Source organism: Amylibacter marinus, from assembly GCF_030160015.1.
In the GTDB taxonomy this organism is placed as follows: domain Bacteria; phylum Pseudomonadota; class Alphaproteobacteria; order Rhodobacterales; family Rhodobacteraceae; genus Amylibacter; species Amylibacter marinus.
In genome coordinates, this window is the sequence record NZ_BSNN01000006.1 from 23447 (window position 1) to 40652 (window position 17206).

Sequence of the window (17206 nt, forward strand, 5' to 3'; positions counted from 1 at the left end):
GAAATATCCTTATAAACTAGCTCTCTACACATATCATTACACCTTTATACAAATTTGAACAAAATGAGAACAGTTAATACGCTCTTAGGAGAACAGTTCTAAATTCTGTGTAACCAACTAACGGAGACTGTCGCGTGAGAACCCCTGACTTGTTCGAAATCCCTACCGCCCCCGCAGACCCGCTGGAATATGCGGCCAGCAAAGATAACGAACCTATACTGGAAACTGTCCGTAGGGCGATTAAAAACAAACATGTCATGTTGGCCTATCAGCCCGTGGTTCATGCCAAACATCCAGAAAAACCTGCCTTCTACGAAGGTTTGGTGCGGGTATTGGATGGCATGCAACAGGTGGTCGCGGCCAAGGATTTCATGCCCGTTGTCGAAACAATGGAACTGGGGCGAATATTGGATTGCCACGCCCTAGAATTAGGCCTGCGCGCCCTCGCCGAGGAACCAACCCTGCGCCTATCCATAAATATGTCGGCCCGCAGTATAGGCTATCCAAAATGGATCCAAACCCTGCACCAAGGCATGGAGGCCGATAAAACAGTCGCCGAGCGCCTGATCCTAGAGGTCACCGAATCCAGCGCCATGGCGGTACCAGAATTGGTCACCAGCTTTATGGCCGATCTGCATCGCTATGGGATATCTTTTGCGCTTGATGATTTCGGTGCTGGTTACACCGCATTTCGGTTCTTCAAGGATTTCCAATTTGACATAGTGAAAATTGATGGACAGTTCATTCGCAATATTGACCAAGATCCTGACAATCAGGTGCTGACCGAGGCATTGATTCTCATTTCTAAACAGTTTGATATGTTCACCGTTGCTGAACACGTAGAAACCGAGGAAGAGCTCAAGTATCTGCAAAAGTTAGGGGTGGATTGCCTACAAGGCTATCATATCGGTATGCCCGAAATCATTCCAGAGTGGACAGAATCCATGTACCGCAAGGCCGTAAATGCATAAAAAAGGCGCCCTAAGGCGCCATATTTAACTTGATAATCGTTTAATTTCTTCCTTCAGCTTCAGCTTTTCCCGTTTTAGATTGCTAAGCTCCAGCGTATCAGCGGCCGGATTTCGCTGTGATGCTTCTACTTGGCTAGAGAGGTTGGCGTGTTTCTTCTTCAGCTCAGTCACATGGGAACTCACTGTCATTTTATTCTCCTCTTTATCTATAACTACCTAAGCGCGAAACCGCACCTAGCAACAGTGGGCCACAAAGCACAGTTTCTGTCACGTGTTTTTTACAAAAACGTTTCAATGGGCTGAAAACTTCCTGTGGCACCAATCCACTAAACCGCGCAAGGCTTAAGCATCTGTTAATTTGCTTAGCAAACTCTTTCCATGGCGCAGAACCGCTTGCGCATCTTGTGAATAATCATCTCCATCCACGCCATGATCCGCACCCTCATGCACAACAAAGGGCGCAAAAATCTGTAATCTCGCGCGGCTGACCTTCCGCGCTCTGACCAAAACCCTCTTGGCCGCACGCCCACTACGCGGCGCAATAGGTAAAACCCGAATATCGCCACAACTTTTCTCCAACGCAGTTAGAATTTCGCCCAACCGATCGGCCCGATGAATGATGCTAAAGCTCCCCTTAGGCTTTAGCCGCCGCAGGCTAAGCGATATCCACCGCCCCAAATCCATACTTTCCATATGCGCCATCGCTTTTCCCTTGGACGCGGGTAGGGAATGATCGCTGGCACTGAAAAACGGCGGGTTTGTCATCACATGATCAAAGCTGGTATCACGCAGACCATCAGGCATTGCGGCCAAATTCCCTATAACCACATCCCTAAGCCCATTTTCCTGGGCCAGTTTCGCATAAGATGGCTGTAACTCTAGCCCAGTGATTCTAGCCTCAGGCACACGGTGCGCCAAACACAGGCTGGCCACACCAACACCACACCCAACATCCAATATGCAATCACCCGCCTTTGCAGGCACGGCCGCCGCTAAATAAACTGGATCTGTCGCAGCACGATACCCTTGGCGTGGCTGTGTTATCTGCACCGCCCCACCCAAGAATGCATCGCGCGTATGCTCGGGGTCATTCATACACGCGACATTTCAACATTATTGTCGCGCAAAATCGCCTCGGCCATAAACAAATGCGCATCCGCCACCATCAAACGGCGCGGCATTATGCCTATGCTCCCCTCAAGGACGCTCATATGGACGTCCAATGCGAAGCACTCTATATCTTCAGCCTTAAGTAGAGCCGTGACAAAGGTTACAATAGTCGGGTCGTTGGTGCGAAGTAGTTCTTTCATACTGCCAATTAACCGTGATAAGCATCGCCTGTCGAGGGGCCACACGAATATGTTAGGGGATAAAATGTCTGCACCGAAACCACATGACCGGCTGGGTCAAATTCTGGCTGATGAAATGGGCGCAGTGAATGAATTGATCCAGGCGCGCATGGCCTCTGAAAACGCACCGCGCATCCCCGAGGTCACTGCCCATTTGGTGAATGCCGGCGGAAAAAGATTGCGCCCCATGTTGACGTTGGCCTCTGCTGCTTTGTGCAACAATGAATCACCCTATCACATCCACTTGGCTGCGACGGTGGAATTTATCCACACTGCAACCCTGCTACATGATGATGTCGTAGACGAAAGCGCACAGCGCCGTGGCCGCCCCACCGCCAATCTATTGTGGGACAATCAATCTTCTGTTTTGGTTGGCGACTATCTGTTCTCGCGGTCTTTCCAGTTGATGGTTGAAACGGGCAATATGCGGGTTTTGGATATTTTAGCCAATGCATCGGCCACAATTGCCGAAGGCGAGGTTCTGCAACTAACTGTGGCCCAAGATCTGGCAACAACCGAGGATACCTATATCAAGGTTGTGCGCGGTAAAACCGCCGCCCTATTCTCTGCGGCCTGCAAGGTTGGCGGGGTAATTGCTGGTGCGGATGAAAAGATCGTCTCGGCATTAGAAAGCTATGGCGATGCATTGGGAATCAGCTTTCAAATCGCGGATGATTTACTGGATTATTCCGGCCATGCGGCCACCATGGGTAAAAACGTGGGCGATGATTTCCGCGAACGGAAAATGAGCCTACCCTTGATCAAGGCGCTGGCACAATCCGATGCGTCTGAGCTGGACTTTTGGAAACGTACAATCGCCAAAGGCGATCAGCGCGACGGTGATCTGGAACAGGCCTTGGAGATTATCGCGAAATATGGCGTAATCGATGCCACCCGTGCGGATGCCACGTTCTGGGCCGAAAAATCTAAATCTGCGCTGGAAGTCCTGCCACAATCCGAGATCCGTGATACCTTGATCGCATTGCCCGATTATGTGGTTAGCCGCGCGGTTTAATCCCCCAGAACCCCCGCACGCACCCACCAATTAGGTTGCCGTTTTGATATTTCCATCGCGGCCATTTCCGCCGCATCGATACTTGGATACAAACCAAAGCAACTGGCCCCAGATCCAGACATCCGCGCCAGTTCTGCCCCGCTCCCATGTAGCGTTGCCAGTACATCGGCAATGCGTGGCACGATATCTGTTGCGGCCTGTTCTAAATCATTGCGTTGCTGTGCAATCCACGCGACTGCCGCGCCTATGGTCATTTCCGCGTTTGGCATCTTGCCAAGTGGTGCATTCTCTTTGCTGCGCAAGCGGGAAAACACTTCTGGTGTTGATACCGCATCTCCTGAGTTTACCAGCACCATTGGCAGGGCAGGCAAACACCAAAGAGGGGAAATCACATCCCCGATCCCCTGCATTCGTAGGGTTTGTGAACGCAGACAGATAGGGACATCAGCCCCTAAATCCAGGGCAAAATCGAAACTATTTGGCATCCGCCACAGCTCAGCACAGCCCAGCAGGGTGGCGGCGGCATCTGCTGATCCCCCCCCGATCCCTGACGCCACAGGCAGATTTTTAAGCAGATCAATCTGTGCACCCTGCCCCGTTGACAGCCGCTGTGCGGCGCGCAATATCAGATTATCCTTGCCATCAGACAGCCCCGAACCAAACGGGCCGCTGATCCGTAAGTCAAGCTTTTCAGCGGGAGCAAAGGTTAACTCATCACCAAAATCGGCAAAGGCCACAATACTGTCCAACAGATGATAGCCATCCTCACGCTGACCCACCACATGCAGGCTCAGGTTTATCTTGGCGCGGGCGATCCGCTTATTGTGCACCGGTTTGGACTTCTTTTTTGGCTTCGCGGTCTAACACTTCGTCCAGACCCAGCTCTAGCTTTAGGAGAATGCGGCTCTCGTCCTTGGCCTCTGGTTCAAACGATAGAGCGCGACGCCATTGGAATTCAGCCCTGCGTTTATGCCCGACCTTCCAATAGACATCCCCAAGGTGATCATTGACCACAGGGTCGTCAGGCAACAGCTCTACTGCCATTTCCATGGGCTCTACCGCGGCTTCAAACTTGCCCAAACGATAGCGCACCCAGCCCAGAGAATCGGTGATTACGCCGCTGTTTGGACGGGCTTTTAACGCATCTTCGATCAATTGTTGTGCGCGCTCTAAATCCAGCCCCTTTTCAACCAATGAATACCCTAGATAATTGAGAACATCTGGTTGATTGGGCTCCAGCTCTAGCGCGCGGTTAAAGTTCATTTCGGCGCGGGGCCAATTATCCAACCGCTCGTTACAAACACCCAAGGCGTAGAACAAAAACCAGTGATTGCGGGCGGGTTCTTTAATCATCTTAACCGCTTGGTCATAGGCGGCCCGAGATGCGCTATACTTGCCCGCGACGCGCAGGATATCCCCCAGCGTCATGTGCACGCGGGGATTATCGCCGTGGCTGCGCGTAAGGCTGCGTAAAACTTCGACCGCCGCATCGCCTTTACCCAATTGAACCAATGTATCGGCGCGGCCAAATTCTGCATCCAAATAATGTGCGCTGTCGATAGGCACCGTGGCGTAGGTCTCGATCGCCAGCTCGTTTTGCTCTAGCGCGCGCAGAATATCCGCAACCAACAATGTTGTTTCGCCATTGTCTGGGCGCAGAGCCTGTGCAATGCGCACATACAACAGGTTGGATTGTTGATTATCTGGCCCTGCCAGTACCCCCGCTAGCATCCGAAACACCTCGGCCGCACCTTGGCGGGCGGTGGTGATATAATTGTAGTGCGAGCTGTCATTAGCGATTGCGGCGCGCAAAGCTTCGATTTCTATGTCTTGGCCCCCGCGTAACACAGAATCCAACAGCTCTAGCGCTTCGTCCTTGCGCCCAAGCTCCGCCATAATCTGCGTATGTGCCAATAGGCTACCACGTGACAGACGCAAACTTCCCCGCTCATCGCCCGTTAGCAAGCGATCCGCCTCTTCGAAATCCCCAACCGCGGCCAACGCCAAAGATTTATGATATTGGCCAAACAAGCGCAGGGTCTCTGGGGTATCCATCGCATCAAAGGCCGCAATCGCCGCGCCCATTTTCCCGCGCCCCAGCTCTATCCAACCAGCGATCAAGTCGCTGAGAATCGGGGTTAACCCTTCTTTGGCATCCGCTAAAACAACCGCCGCCCGCTCAAAATCTTCCATACGCAGGGCATCAGCCAGCAAGATCAACGACCTTAGCTGGTTCACATGATTTGGATCATCAAGGCGACGAGCAAGTTCAGATGCAGCATCTAACTCGCCCATCCCCAAGGCCGCCAACATGGCATTTTGCACCAAGGAACTATTGTCGGGGTCCTTCTGCAAGGCCAGTGTAAAGTAATGGCGCGCCGCTTTGTAATCGCTGCGATAGCTGGCGGATGAGCCAGATAGATATGCCCCGGCCAAGCCCTGTGCTTGCATTTGCGCAGGAGCAATCATTGCCAAAGTCAGTATTGTTGATTTCAAAAATTTATTCATAGGCACCCCGCGATTTACAGGAAACGTAGCGCCCCGCGTTGCCTGAGACAACGCGAGAATCGTAAATATACCAACAATGTTATCGCCCGTGTGGTCTACATATTTGGGTAATTGGGGCCTTCGCCGCCCTGTGGTGTTGCCCAAGTAATATTGCCAGATGGGTCTTTGATGTCACAGGTTTTGCAATGCACACAGTTCTGCGCGTTGATTTGAAACCGTGGATCCGACCCATCGTCATTGCGGATAACCTCATAAACCCCTGCTGGGCAATACCGCTGTGCAGGTTCTGCGAATTCTGGCAAATTAACAGAAATCGGCAGCTCCGGATCTGCCAATTGCAGATGGCAAGGCTGTTCCTCAGCATGATTCGTTGCCGAAAAGCTGACGTTGGTCAGGCGATCAAAGCTAAGCTTGCCATCGGGTTTAGGATATTCGATCGGTGCATAATCCGCCGCCTTGCCGGTGCTTTCAGCATCGGTTTTCCCGTGACTTACGGTTCCAAAGAAGCTGAATTTCAGCAGCGTCTGACACCACATATCAAAGCCCCCCAAAATCATCCCCAGCTTGGGTCCAAATTTGCTGTTCAGGGGCGCTACATTGCGCACGGTTTTCAAATCTTGGCCCACCGGCCCGCTGCGCAACTCCGCATCATAAGCGGATAATGTATCACTGGCGCGCCCATCAGCAAGAGCCGCTACCGCAGCCTCTGCAGCGGCAATACCCGACAACATTGCATTATGATTGCCCTTAATACGCGGCAGGTTCACCAACCCCGCAGAACAACCCAGTAATGCGCCTCCTGGGAATGCGGCCTGAGGGATGGATTGCAACCCGCCCTTAGTCACCGCACGCGCACCATATGCCACGCGTTTACCGCCTTCTAGTACCTTGGCAATTTTTGGATGATGCTTCCAGCGTTGGAATTCCATATAGGGGAAAAGATGTGGGTTCTTATAATTCAGATCAACGATATATCCGACATAAACCTGATTGTTATCAATGTGGTACAAGAAAGACCCGCCACCTGCTTGATCCCCCAATGGCCATCCCATTGTATGGGTAACCTCGCCTTCATTGTGGTTTTCAGGCTTTATTTCCCAAATCTCTTTCATCCCTAAACCGAATTTGGGAACGTCGCACTCTGCATCTAAATTATACTTCGCAATCACTTGCTTGGACAGGGACCCCCGCACACCTTCGGATAGGAAGATATATTTTCCATGCAACTCCATACCGGGTTCGTAGCTGCTGCTGGGGGTGCCGTCTGGGTTTTTGCCAAACTCCCCTGCAATCACACCCTTGACCGCGCCACTGTCATCAAAAACCAGTTCGGAACAGGCCATGCCTGGGAAAATTTCTACGCCCATGCCCTCGGCTTGTTCGGCCAACCAACGGCATACATTACCCATGGATACGATATAGTTTCCGTGATTGTTCATCAGCGGCGGCATGGCAAAATTGGGCAATTTCGTCGCGCCAGTTTCACTGAGCTTAAGGAAATTATCCTCTTTCACCGCCACAGAAATCGGCGCGCCTTTTTCCTTCCAATCAGGGATCAGCTTGTTCAGCCCTACCGGATCCAACACCGCGCCAGACAGGATATGTGCACCAACCTCGGATCCTTTTTCCAGAACAACAACATCCAAATCGGCATTCATTTGCTTTAAACGGATCGCCGCAGACAGCCCCGCTGGCCCCGCCCCAACGATCACTACATCATAGGGCATTGATTCTCGTTCGATCTGGCTCATGGTAACCTCCTAGCTCGTCAATCTTACAATTTACGCACAATAATCAGATATCTAAAACCGAAACAATGATAACTCCACGTTTTTTGTCGTTATTCGAATATATTCCTCAACTTATTTGATGCCTTGCCAGTTACAATTCGTGAATTTATGTTAGCCCCTTAAAAAGAGTAGCAAAGAGTTTCCCCTATGGAAAAAATTCCAATGACTCCTGCAGGCTTTAAGGCCGCAGATGATGAACTAAAACAATTGAAATCCGTTGATCGGCCCGCGGTAATCCGCGCCATCGCCGAAGCCCGCGAACACGGAGATCTATCAGAAAACGCTGAATACCACGCCGCGCGCGAGCAACAAAGCCACATCGAGGGCCGAATCAAAGTACTGGATGCCCTAATTGGCAAGGCACAGGTCATTGATGTAACAAAAATGTCCGGCTCGGTTAAATTTGGCGCTACCGTCACATTGGTTGACGAGGAAACCGATGCCGAGAAAACATATCAGATCGTTGGTGAGCAAGAGGCCGATATTGAACGGAACCTATTGAATATCAATTCCCCTATTGCACGCGCCTTGATCGGCAAAGAAGAAGGCGACAGCGTAGAGGTTCGCACCCCCGGTGGCGTTAAGGATTACGAAATTCTGACCGTTCAATACATCTAGCGCCCTACGCATGTCCGAAAAACAGCCCATAGTCATTCCAGCCGCCATCACTATCGGTGTCGTTGTCAGCATGATTTGGGCTGTATTGGTGGTGTTGTTTTTCTTGATCAGCGGCCAAGCCATCGCAGATGCGTTTAACACCCCGCTGGTGGGGTTATTGACGCTGTTAACCATTATCCTGCCACTGGTTTTGATTTGGACAGTGGCTGTCACCGCTGGTACGGCACAGAAACTAAAATCCGAGGCCAAAATTTTGCGCCGCGAACTAGGTCAAATTTCACAAAATCTGCGCAATATTCCCCAACAGTCGCACACACCAGAACCAACGGTTGAAACAGCGCAGATCATGTCTCAGCTAAAACTGATCGCTGAAATGACCGTGCAAAATGACAAGCGCCTTCAGGCGCTGGCCAAGGGGAATACCGCCCCCCCAGAGGTACTTGATCTAACCCAAACGGTCTTTGGCGATTTTCAAACCAGCGAAGACGAGGTGCAGATCGCCCTACCTTTTAGCGCAACCGCCGCCCAAAAAGAGCTCCCCCCCATGCCGGTGGCCGATTTGATCAAGGCAATTAATTTTCCAAATGGCTCTGCAGACAAGGATGGGTTTCGTGCCCTGCGCCGCGCAATGGAGGATCGCAAATTGCGCGAAATGCTGGATCATGCCCAGCGCGTGATGTCGATGCTGACCTCTGATGGGATATTTATGGATGATCTGTCACCCGATCGCCCCGTCGCATCTGCATGGCGCGATTTTGCAAAAGGCGCGCGGGGCAAATCCGTAACGACCGTTGGCGGGGCCCGTGACAAGGCCGTTTTGGCCATTACCCGAGCCAGAATGAAAACCGATCCAGATTTCCGTGAACATGCGCATTATTTTCTACAGATGTTTGATCGCATGTTGTTTGATTATGAACCACAGCTGAAAAATCACGAGATCACCGACCTTGCCGATACACGTTCGGCGCGGGTGTTTATGATCTTGGCCCGTATTGGTGGCGCCTTCGACTAGGTGGACAGACTGCCAAAGGGGATGAATTTTACCAGATCGCCCCGCTGAATATTCTCTGCCCCATGCCCCAGCTCTATCAGCCCATCAGCCCAGCTTAGCCCTGAAATCCGCCCAGAGCCTTCGGATGCAAAAACCTCGACATCACCTGCATCATTCAGCCGCGCGCGCAGGTATTCTCGCCGCCCATCTTTTTTGTTTTTACTAAATGCCGCCGGCGCGAAATAAGATTGCGGCTGACGCCAGCCCTGCCCTGATAGGGCACAAAACGCAGGCCAAGCAAACAGCGCCGCACAGACCATCGCCGCAACCGGATTCCCCGGCAGGCCAAACACAGGAACACCCCGCCACAGCGCTAGCGCCAGCGGACGTCCAGGCTTGATCGCAATACGCCAATTTTGCAGATTACCCTCATCACCCAATAATTTTGATATGTGATCCTCGTCGCCCGCAGAGGCCCCGCCAGAGGTTAGGATCACGTCCACCTGTTGCGCGGCATGATTCAATGCTTGGCGAATAACGCCCCTATCATCCGCTTGGATACCCAGATCAACGGCGTCGTAGCCCCACTGGCGCAGAGCACCTAGCAACATCGGACGATTGGCATCAAAAATCTGGCCCTTTTGCTTCGGTGTCGCGCTGTCCACCAGCTCGTCCCCCGTGCTCAGCACCCCAACACGTAGGCGTTGAAAAACACGCACCCTGGCCACGCCCACACTCGACAAAACCCCAATATCAACTGCCGACAGCTTACGACCTTTGGGCAGAACAACCGCGCCCTTGGTGATATCTTCGCCCTTGGGGCGAGTATTCGCCCCCCTCTTTAGGCCCGCGCGAAAATAGATGTGATCCCCGTCAAGGTTCACATCTTCCTGTAAAATCACAGTATCAACCCCCTGCGGAATCGCCCCCCCCGTAAGAATACGAACCCCGTGACCCATAGGCACTGTGCCGCTATACACCTGCCCCGCGGCCGAGCGCCCCGCCACCAGCGGCAACGCAATTTCTTCCCCTGTAGGGAGGTTGGCGTGATTAAACCCGTAACCATCAACCGCCGCATTCATAAAGGGGGGATGATCCGCAGGCGCGATCACATCCGCCGCCAGAACATCACCAACCGCCCCGTGTAGCGGTACATCATGTTGCGCCACTACCGGCCGCAACACTGCGCGCAACTGCGCCAAGGCCTGATCCACAGGTGTCCAATCAACGCCGCGTGGCATGGCAAAACAATCATCGCGCAATGGGGGTGGTTTCATTTTGATAGCCCTTGGTGGTCTAGGATAAACGCGGCAATCTGTGCGGTGTTATCCAGATCAAACTGTGTAATGTCGATATCTAGCGCCACATCGCTGGCCACAGCGCAAATCGTGGGATCATCGCCTGCGCGCAAGGCATCCGTGACCACTCCCCGATAGCATTCCAGCTTCGCATGGCTCTCGCGTTTGTACCCTTCGACCAAAATCAAATCCACCGGCGCCATCTGCGCCAAGAGCATATCAAAGCTCGGCTCAGGTGCGCCACGCAATTCCTGCATCAATGCCCAGCGGTTCTTAGAAGCCAGCATCACCTCGGATGCACCGGCGGCGCGGTGACGATAGCTGTCGCGCCCTGGGTGATCCACATCAAATGAATGATGGGCATGTTTGATCGTAGACACCGTATACCCCAGCCCAGTTATATGCGCGACCAAACGTTCCATCAGTCCTGTCTTGCCGGAATTTTTCCAGCCGGTGATGCCAAAGATTTTCTGTTTCATTCCCATTCACCTGAATAAAGCGAGGCCAAGCGATGCACCTCTAGCAGATCCTCAGGGCGGTTTGCATTGAAAAACACATCTAAATCCTCGGTATCCCATTCAACCGTTTGCCATTCATACTGGGTGACAAATGCCAAAACCTTGCGCGTTGTGCCATTTAGAGCGCGGCGTAGATCATGGCGCAGATCCACATCCCAAGCCCCAAAGGTAGGTTGCAGATTACGCCCCTTTTCGCCAGTGCTGGATTTGGCCAAGACAATAGGCCCAGCCTCTGCGCACAGGGATGCCGCCAAGTCTGTTGGATAAAACGGCGCATCCACAGATACAGTCACAATCCGCGAGAAGCCCTTGGCGGCGGCATGATCTAACCCCGCCAACACCCCGGCCAGGGGCCCTGCAAAATCCGCGATACTGTCGCGAATCCACGCATGGCCCGTAGTGTAATCAATCGTGCTGTTTACGGCGACACACGGTATTTGTCTTGCCAATCGATCCGCCGCATGATCCACCAATCGCGCGCCCCAAGGATAGCGCATCTGAGCCTTATCCGCATCGCCCATGCGCCGCGATTGCCCCCCCGCCAGTACTACCCCCAACGGATCAGTCATGCGCCCCATCCCAAATCAATCGCTCTTGGCCAGACAGGCACATAAACCGCTGGCCGCGAAACCGCCCGATCAACGTCAGGCCCACTTGATTGGCAATCTCAACCCCCCATGCAGTAAACCCAGAACGCGACGCCAAAACGGGTATCCCCATCAGCGCGCATTTAATCACCATCTCGGATGTTAATCGCCCCGTTGTATACAGGATTTTGTCCGCTGAATTTGCCTGTGTTTGATGCATCCAACCTGCAATTTTATCCACCGCATTGTGCCGGCCCACATCCTCCATATAGACCAACGGGCTGTCCTCTTGGCACAGAACGGTCCCGTGAATTGCCCCCGCATTTAAATACAGGCTGTCGGTGGTATTGATGGTTTTTGACAGCGCATATAGCCAGCTGACGCGCAACGGCGTGGTGGGCAGGCGCAATCCCTCTAGCCCTTCCATCATATCCCCGAAAACAGTACCCACCGCACAGCCAGAGGTTCTGGTCTTTTTGCGCAGCTTTTCTTCATATTTTGTAGTGCCATCGGTGCGTACCACCACGGTTTCCAGCTCTTGGTCGTAATCCACCGCATGCACCGTCTCCTTCGCCGCCAACATGCCCTGGTTTTTCAAGAAGCCAATCGCCAGATATTCAGGATAATCCCCGATGGTCATGGCGGTAACGATCTCTTGCCCATTTAGGAAAATGGTCAGGGGCCGCTCTTCGACCACATTAACCTGTTGAGTATCCCCATTTTGGTCGACGCCAGACAGGCGGCGGGTCAGGCCGGCGGCGGTGGGGTCGGGCTGAAGTATGTATTGTACCATTACAAAAATTCCATTGTCGCATTGCCAGTATTGGCCTAGCGTTGCCGCTCTATATACCTGAAAATTTGGAACCTTGAAATGAACAAACCGACACAATCGGTGCATTCCTACTATTGGATTGGCTTGCGTGACACAGTGCCGTTTCTGTTGATCATCATCCCCTTTGGATTGTTGTGGGGGGTCGTTGGATCCGAGGCAGGCTTTGATCTGACGGCGGTTATCGCCATGTCGCTGATTGTGGTTGCTGGCGCGGCCCAGTTCACGGCCACCTCTTTAATGGTGGAACAGTCCCCCCTATTCATTACGGTACTGGCAGCACTGGCGGTTAATCTGCGCATGGTTATGTATTCGGCCGCATTGGCCCCCCATTTGGGCGGCCAACGTCTGGGCATGCGCCTGTTAACCTCTTATTTCATGGTTGATCAGAATTTTGCGTTGTCGATTAAAAAGTTCGAAGATGCCCCAGAAATGAAGGGGGCGGAAAAGGCACAATACTATTTGGGTTCCGCCACATTGCTGGTAATCGGCTGGGTCATCGCATCGGTCTGTGGTGCGGTTTTTGGTGCCACTATCCCAGATTACTTTGCCTTGGATTTTGCAATACCGATCTGCTTCATCGCTCTATCTGCACCGCTGATGCGTAGCCTGCCGCATTTTGTTGCGGCGGTTGTTTCTGTGATCGGTGCGCTGATGTTTGTGAATATGCCCTACAGCAGTGGACTATTGCTTGCCTCGGTCATTGCGATGATCGCAGGGGTGCAAACAGAGATGTTTCTAAAGCGCCGCGGGGGAAAATCATGATCGAAACCAGTACGATTTGGATCGTTATCATCCTATTGGGTCTTGGCACTTTTTTGATCCGGTTTTCCTTCTTGGGGTTGATCGGCGATCGCAAACTGCCCCGCTGGATCACTCTGCACCTGAATTATGTAGCCGTGGCTGTTATGCCCGCACTGGTTGCACCATTGGTTGTCTGGCCCGAGGCAACGGGCGGCGCGCTGGATGCGCCGCGCCTGTTGGCCGCACTTGCCGCTCTCGCGGCTGGGTTGGCCCTTCGTTCGGCACTTTGGTCTGTCAGCATCGGGTTTGGCGTTCTGTATTTTATGCTGTTTGTCGTCAGCTAAGCGGCAGAGCGGTGGTTTTAAACACCGTGCGCAAGGCAAAACTGCTCTGCATTTGGCTAACATGCGGCAGACGCGACAGATGCTGGCGGTGAATACGCGCAAAATCTTCGGTATCCGAGGCCACCACCTTTAACAGGTAATCCGCCGTACCCGCCATCAAGTGGCATTCCAGCACATCTGGAATACGCGCCACAGATTTTTCAAATGCATCCAAAATGCTGTCTGCCTGACCAGACAATGTGATCTCGACAAAAACGGTGGTTTTACGATCCACCTTGCGCGGATCTAACAGCGCCACATATCCTTTGATCACCTTTTCTGCTTCCAGGCGTTGCACCCTACGATGACAGGCCGAGGCCGACAAATTTATCCGTTCGGCCAGATCAGCATTCGACAAGCGCCCAGAGGTCTGCAAATCCCGTAGAATCCGATGATCCGTAGCGTCCAATTCCATAATATTGAATTTCCTTCTAATAAAGGTACTAATTAGCGGTATAGTTCCGAAGATTTTTACATTTAGCACAAATTTTTGCAATCCACTACTGCCGGTTCCCTGCCATGATGTTGAAAATCACAACAGTAGGAGCAAGTGATGATTATTGGATGCCCCAAAGAAATCAAAAACCAAGAGTATCGCGTAGGCCTAACTCCCAGCGCCGTATCCGAAGCAGTGTCACGAGGTCATCGCGTGCTAATTCAGGCTGGTGCAGGTGCGGGCGCAGGCTTCCCTGATGATGAATACCTTGCCGCTGGCGCGGAACTGATTGTCGATGCACCCGCGCTATTTGAACAGGCCGAGATGATCGTAAAGGTCAAAGAACCGCAAGCCGAAGAGCGCAAGATGTTGCGCAAAAATCAGCTACTGTTCACCTATCTGCATCTGGCACCAGATCCACAACAAACGTTGGATTTACTGGATGCGGGCGTTACCGCCATAGCCTACGAAACCGTAACAGATGCCAGCGGCGGCCTACCCCTCTTGGCCCCCATGTCAGAGGTTGCGGGGAAATTAGCCCCCCAAGTGGGCAGCTGGGCCCTGCAACGGGCCAATGGCGGGCGCGGTACATTAATGGGCGGTGTTCCAGGTGTTGGCCCTGCCGAGGTAGTGGTTATCGGTGGTGGTGTTGTGGGCACTCATGCGGCGCGCGTTGCGGCGGGTATGGGGGCCGATGTTACGGTACTTGATATGTCAATGCCGCGCATGCGCTATCTAGACGATGTATTTGGTGATAAATTCAAGACCCGCTATGCCAGCCGCGAAAACACGGCAAACCTGATTAAAACGGCGGATATGGTTGTGGGGGCGGTGCTGGTGCCCGGTGCGGCGGCCCCACAACTGATCACCCGCGAACAACTTTCCACCATGAAACAAGGGGCCGTGCTGGTGGACGTGGCCATCGATCAGGGCGGCTGTTTTGAAACATCCCACGCCACCACACATGATGATCCGATCTACGAGGTGGATGGGGTGGTTCATTACTGTGTTGCCAATATGCCTGGCGCAGTGGCGCGGACTTCTACCATTGCGTTGGGCAATGCCACCATGCCTTTTGTTTTAGCGCTGGCTGACAAAGGCTGGAAACAGGCCTGCGAAGACGACCCCCATCTGTTGAACGGCCTGAATACCCACCAAGGAAAGCTGACCTATTTTGCGGTGGGCAAAGCGTTGGGTATTGATACAATCGCGCCAAACCTTGCGCTAAAAATATAGCGCCTGCCAAACAAAAGGGCGCCCCAAAAGGAGCGCCCAATCACAGCCAACTGCCCGATGGGCATTTGGTTTATTTTTGCAAAGCCTTCAAAATATCGGCCAACAGCTCGCTGTCGGTTGGGCCCTTTGGGGCCTCTGGCTTTGGCTCTTCTTTTTTCTTGGTTTTATTCACGGCCTTTACCAGCATAAAGACCACAAAGGCGATGACCAAGAAATTGATAACGGCCATGATGAAGCGACCATAGGCAAATACCGCGGCTCCTGCCTCTTCTGCGGCGGCTAGTGATGCATAGTCACCCTCGCCTAAAACGGCATATAGGGCGCTGAAATCAACCCCACCCGTGAATAGGCTGATAATCGGGTTAATTAGGTCAGCAACCAGCGATCCAACAATCGCCGTAAAGGCAGCACCAATAATAATACCAACCGCCATGTCCATAACATTGCCCTTGGCGATGAAATCCTTGAATTCTTTGATCATAGTTTATCCCCTTTTTTTCCTGCGCTCATGGCGCTGAGGGTTAATATTGGGGTTTCTGCGAGTATTTCAAGCTTTGCATTATTTTTCCATGTCCCATTTTCCGCCCCCAAACCCAGCGCATCGCCATGCCACATCGCGGAAAATTGACAACATCAGCCCCCGCCCCCATTGCCATTCCCACAGGTATAGGTACCAATGTGTCTAAATTTACAGGAGAATGTTATGTCATACACCCCCCCCAAGGTTTGGAAATGGGATGCCGAATGCGGCGGGAAATTTGCCAGTATCAATCGCCCAATCGCTGGCGCTACCCACGACAAAGAGCTTCAGATCGGCAAACACCCTCTACAACTGTATTCTCTGGCCACGCCAAATGGCGTGAAGGTAACCGTAATGCTAGAGGAGCTATTGGCCGCGGGTCATACCGATGCGGAATATGACGCATGGTTGATCAACATCCAAGAAGGTGATCAATTCGGTAGCGGGTTCGTAGATGTGAACCCAAATTCGAAAATCCCTGCCTTGATGGATACCACCACAGGCACACGCGTATTCGAAAGCGGCGCAATTCTCTTGTACCTTGCGGAAAAGTTTGGGGCATTTTTGCCCGTTGACCCTGCAGGCCGTACCGAAACGCTGAACTGGTTGTTTTGGCTACAGGGATCTGCCCCCTATTTGGGCGGTGGTTTTGGTCATTTCTACGCCTATGCCCCCGAAAAATTCGAATACCCGATTAACCGTTTCGCCATGGAGGCCAAACGCCAACTGGATGTTCTGGATCGCAATTTGGCAGAGCGCGAGTTTTTGGCCGGCGATGACTATTCCATCGCGGATATCGCAACAGCGCCTTGGTATGGATCGGTGGTCAAGGGCCTAACCTATGAGGCCGCTGAATTCCTAGATACCGCCAGCTACAAAAACGTAAACCGCTGGGCCGATACGGTAATGAACCGCCCTGCGTATTTGCGCGGAAAAATGGTGAACCGTGCGTGGGGTGAACCTCACGAGCAATTGCACGAGCGCCACGATGCCAGTGATTTTGAATTGAAAACCCAAGACAAGATCGCAGAATAGTCTCGATTGGTGCGTGGCGACACGCACCAATTTATTTTTATGCTTTGTTATGATCGTCCCATGGGTTCTTTTTGTTATGGATACCCTTGCGCCCTTTTACCGTATTTTTCAACGTTTGGTAATGCGGCTGATGCTTAGCCTTTTCCTCTAACATCTGCTTCATGGTTTTCTTCACAGGCTTGTCTTCTGATTTATCGGCCATTTTCACACATCCTATTATCATTGCGGGATGAATACCCCGTTGAACTCTGCTGGCGTATACACTGCCATGGCCACTTTCACAGCCCTTAATCCCAAACACACTCCACATCTCGGATGTCTTGACTCTCGGGTCTTCGCCGCGTACATGCACATCTAATCATTGGAAGTGCCAAACTT

Annotated in this window: 21 protein-coding genes; 8 read left to right on the top strand and 13 right to left on the bottom strand. The window is 52.4% G+C overall.

Annotated features, from left to right (window positions below; genetic code table 11):
- Positions 1–134: 134 nt before the first annotated feature.
- Entirely contained in the window at positions 135–971 is an 837-nt protein-coding gene (locus QQL62_RS10790) for an EAL domain-containing protein (protein WP_284378901.1), read from the top strand.
- Between the two features lie 24 nt (positions 972–995).
- On the opposite strand, the gene QQL62_RS10795 is transcribed toward QQL62_RS10790, so the two are convergent.
- The 3 genes from QQL62_RS10795 to QQL62_RS10805 form a co-directional block, all read right to left on the bottom strand.
- Positions 996–1160: a YdcH family protein gene (locus tag QQL62_RS10795; RefSeq protein WP_284378903.1), complete on the bottom strand. Its 165-nt coding sequence runs from the start codon at positions 1158–1160 to the stop codon at positions 996–998.
- 153 nt (positions 1161–1313) lie between these two features.
- The gene (locus QQL62_RS10800) at positions 1314–2066 is read right to left on the bottom strand and encodes a tRNA1(Val) (adenine(37)-N6)-methyltransferase (protein WP_284378905.1); all 753 of its coding nucleotides are present in this window, start codon (positions 2064–2066) and stop codon (positions 1314–1316) included.
- A complete protein-coding gene (locus tag QQL62_RS10805) occupies positions 2063–2281 on the bottom strand; it encodes a putative signal transducing protein (protein WP_284378908.1) in 219 nt (72 codons plus the stop codon). The genes QQL62_RS10800 and QQL62_RS10805 overlap by 4 nt, the downstream gene beginning before the upstream one ends.
- A 64-nt stretch (positions 2282–2345) precedes the next feature.
- Here QQL62_RS10805 and QQL62_RS10810 point away from each other — a divergent pair, with 64 nt between their 5' ends.
- Entirely contained in the window at positions 2346–3335 is a 990-nt protein-coding gene (locus tag QQL62_RS10810) for a polyprenyl synthetase family protein (protein ID WP_284378911.1), read from the top strand.
- On the opposite strand, the gene QQL62_RS10815 is transcribed toward QQL62_RS10810, so the two are convergent.
- From QQL62_RS10815 to QQL62_RS10825, 3 genes are all read right to left on the bottom strand, one after another.
- Entirely contained in the window at positions 3332–4165 is an 834-nt protein-coding gene (locus tag QQL62_RS10815) for a 4-(cytidine 5'-diphospho)-2-C-methyl-D-erythritol kinase (RefSeq protein ID WP_284378913.1), read from the bottom strand. The two genes, QQL62_RS10810 and QQL62_RS10815, sit on opposite strands and share 4 nt — an antisense overlap.
- Positions 4155–5843 (bottom strand): tetratricopeptide repeat protein, encoded by a 1689-nt coding sequence (locus tag QQL62_RS10820; protein WP_284378914.1) that lies wholly within the window; start codon positions 5841–5843, stop codon positions 4155–4157. Before QQL62_RS10820 ends, QQL62_RS10815 begins: the two co-directional genes overlap by 11 nt.
- Before the next feature lie 95 nt (positions 5844–5938).
- The gene (locus tag QQL62_RS10825; protein ID WP_284378916.1) at positions 5939–7594 is read right to left on the bottom strand and encodes an electron transfer flavoprotein-ubiquinone oxidoreductase; all 1656 of its coding nucleotides are present in this window, start codon (positions 7592–7594) and stop codon (positions 5939–5941) included.
- A 186-nt stretch (positions 7595–7780) separates the two neighbouring features.
- Here QQL62_RS10825 and greA point away from each other — a divergent pair, with 186 nt between their 5' ends.
- Positions 7781–8251, top strand: a complete 471-nt coding sequence (gene greA / locus QQL62_RS10830) for a transcription elongation factor GreA (RefSeq protein ID WP_284378920.1) — start codon at positions 7781–7783, stop codon at positions 8249–8251.
- A gap of 10 nt (positions 8252–8261) precedes the next feature.
- Complete coding sequence (locus QQL62_RS10835) at positions 8262–9263, top strand: hypothetical protein (protein WP_284378923.1); 1002 nt, start codon at positions 8262–8264, stop codon at positions 9261–9263.
- Here QQL62_RS10835 and QQL62_RS10840 read toward each other — a convergent pair.
- The 4 genes from QQL62_RS10840 to fdhD are packed head-to-tail and all read right to left on the bottom strand — an operon-like array spanning position 9260 to position 12438.
- Positions 9260–10519 (bottom strand): molybdopterin-binding protein, encoded by a 1260-nt coding sequence (locus QQL62_RS10840; protein ID WP_284378927.1) that lies wholly within the window; start codon positions 10517–10519, stop codon positions 9260–9262. The genes QQL62_RS10835 and QQL62_RS10840 overlap by 4 nt on opposite strands.
- Positions 10516–11019, bottom strand: coding sequence for a molybdopterin-guanine dinucleotide biosynthesis protein B (gene mobB, locus QQL62_RS10845; RefSeq protein ID WP_284378929.1), 504 nt, complete (start codon positions 11017–11019; stop codon positions 10516–10518). The genes QQL62_RS10840 and mobB overlap by 4 nt, the downstream gene beginning before the upstream one ends.
- Entirely contained in the window at positions 11016–11627 is a 612-nt protein-coding gene (gene mobA / locus QQL62_RS10850) for a molybdenum cofactor guanylyltransferase (RefSeq protein ID WP_284378931.1), read from the bottom strand. Before mobA ends, mobB begins: the two co-directional genes overlap by 4 nt.
- Positions 11620–12438 carry a formate dehydrogenase accessory sulfurtransferase FdhD gene (fdhD, locus tag QQL62_RS10855; protein WP_284378933.1) on the bottom strand — a complete coding sequence of 273 codons (819 nt, stop codon included), beginning with the start codon at positions 12436–12438 and terminating at the stop codon, positions 11620–11622. The genes mobA and fdhD overlap by 8 nt, the downstream gene beginning before the upstream one ends.
- 78 nt (positions 12439–12516) lie before the next feature.
- Between fdhD and QQL62_RS10860 the strand changes: the two genes are divergently transcribed.
- Positions 12517–13239 carry an AzlC family ABC transporter permease gene (locus tag QQL62_RS10860; RefSeq protein ID WP_284378935.1) on the top strand — a complete coding sequence of 241 codons (723 nt, stop codon included), beginning with the start codon at positions 12517–12519 and terminating at the stop codon, positions 13237–13239.
- Entirely contained in the window at positions 13236–13562 is a 327-nt protein-coding gene (locus tag QQL62_RS10865) for an AzlD domain-containing protein (protein ID WP_284378937.1), read from the top strand. Before QQL62_RS10860 ends, QQL62_RS10865 begins: the two co-directional genes overlap by 4 nt.
- Here QQL62_RS10865 and QQL62_RS10870 read toward each other — a convergent pair.
- A complete protein-coding gene (locus QQL62_RS10870) occupies positions 13555–14016 on the bottom strand; it encodes an Lrp/AsnC family transcriptional regulator (protein WP_284378939.1) in 462 nt (153 codons plus the stop codon). The two genes, QQL62_RS10865 and QQL62_RS10870, sit on opposite strands and share 8 nt — an antisense overlap.
- Before the next feature lie 138 nt (positions 14017–14154).
- On the opposite strand from QQL62_RS10870, the gene ald reads away from it, so the two are divergent.
- Positions 14155–15273, top strand: a complete 1119-nt coding sequence (gene ald / locus QQL62_RS10875) for an alanine dehydrogenase (RefSeq protein ID WP_284378941.1) — start codon at positions 14155–14157, stop codon at positions 15271–15273.
- A 70-nt stretch (positions 15274–15343) separates the two neighbouring features.
- Here the strand turns inward: ald and mscL are convergent, their stop codons facing one another.
- Positions 15344–15754 (bottom strand): large conductance mechanosensitive channel protein MscL, encoded by a 411-nt coding sequence (gene mscL, locus QQL62_RS10880; protein ID WP_284378944.1) that lies wholly within the window; start codon positions 15752–15754, stop codon positions 15344–15346.
- A gap of 222 nt (positions 15755–15976) precedes the next feature.
- Here mscL and yghU point away from each other — a divergent pair, with 222 nt between their 5' ends.
- The gene (gene yghU / locus QQL62_RS10885; protein WP_284378946.1) at positions 15977–16828 is read left to right on the top strand and encodes a glutathione-dependent disulfide-bond oxidoreductase; all 852 of its coding nucleotides are present in this window, start codon (positions 15977–15979) and stop codon (positions 16826–16828) included.
- A gap of 37 nt (positions 16829–16865) precedes the next feature.
- Here the strand turns inward: yghU and QQL62_RS10890 are convergent, their stop codons facing one another.
- Positions 16866–17030, bottom strand: coding sequence for a hypothetical protein (locus QQL62_RS10890; RefSeq protein ID WP_284378948.1), 165 nt, complete (start codon positions 17028–17030; stop codon positions 16866–16868).
- Positions 17031–17206: the final 176 nt, after the last annotated feature.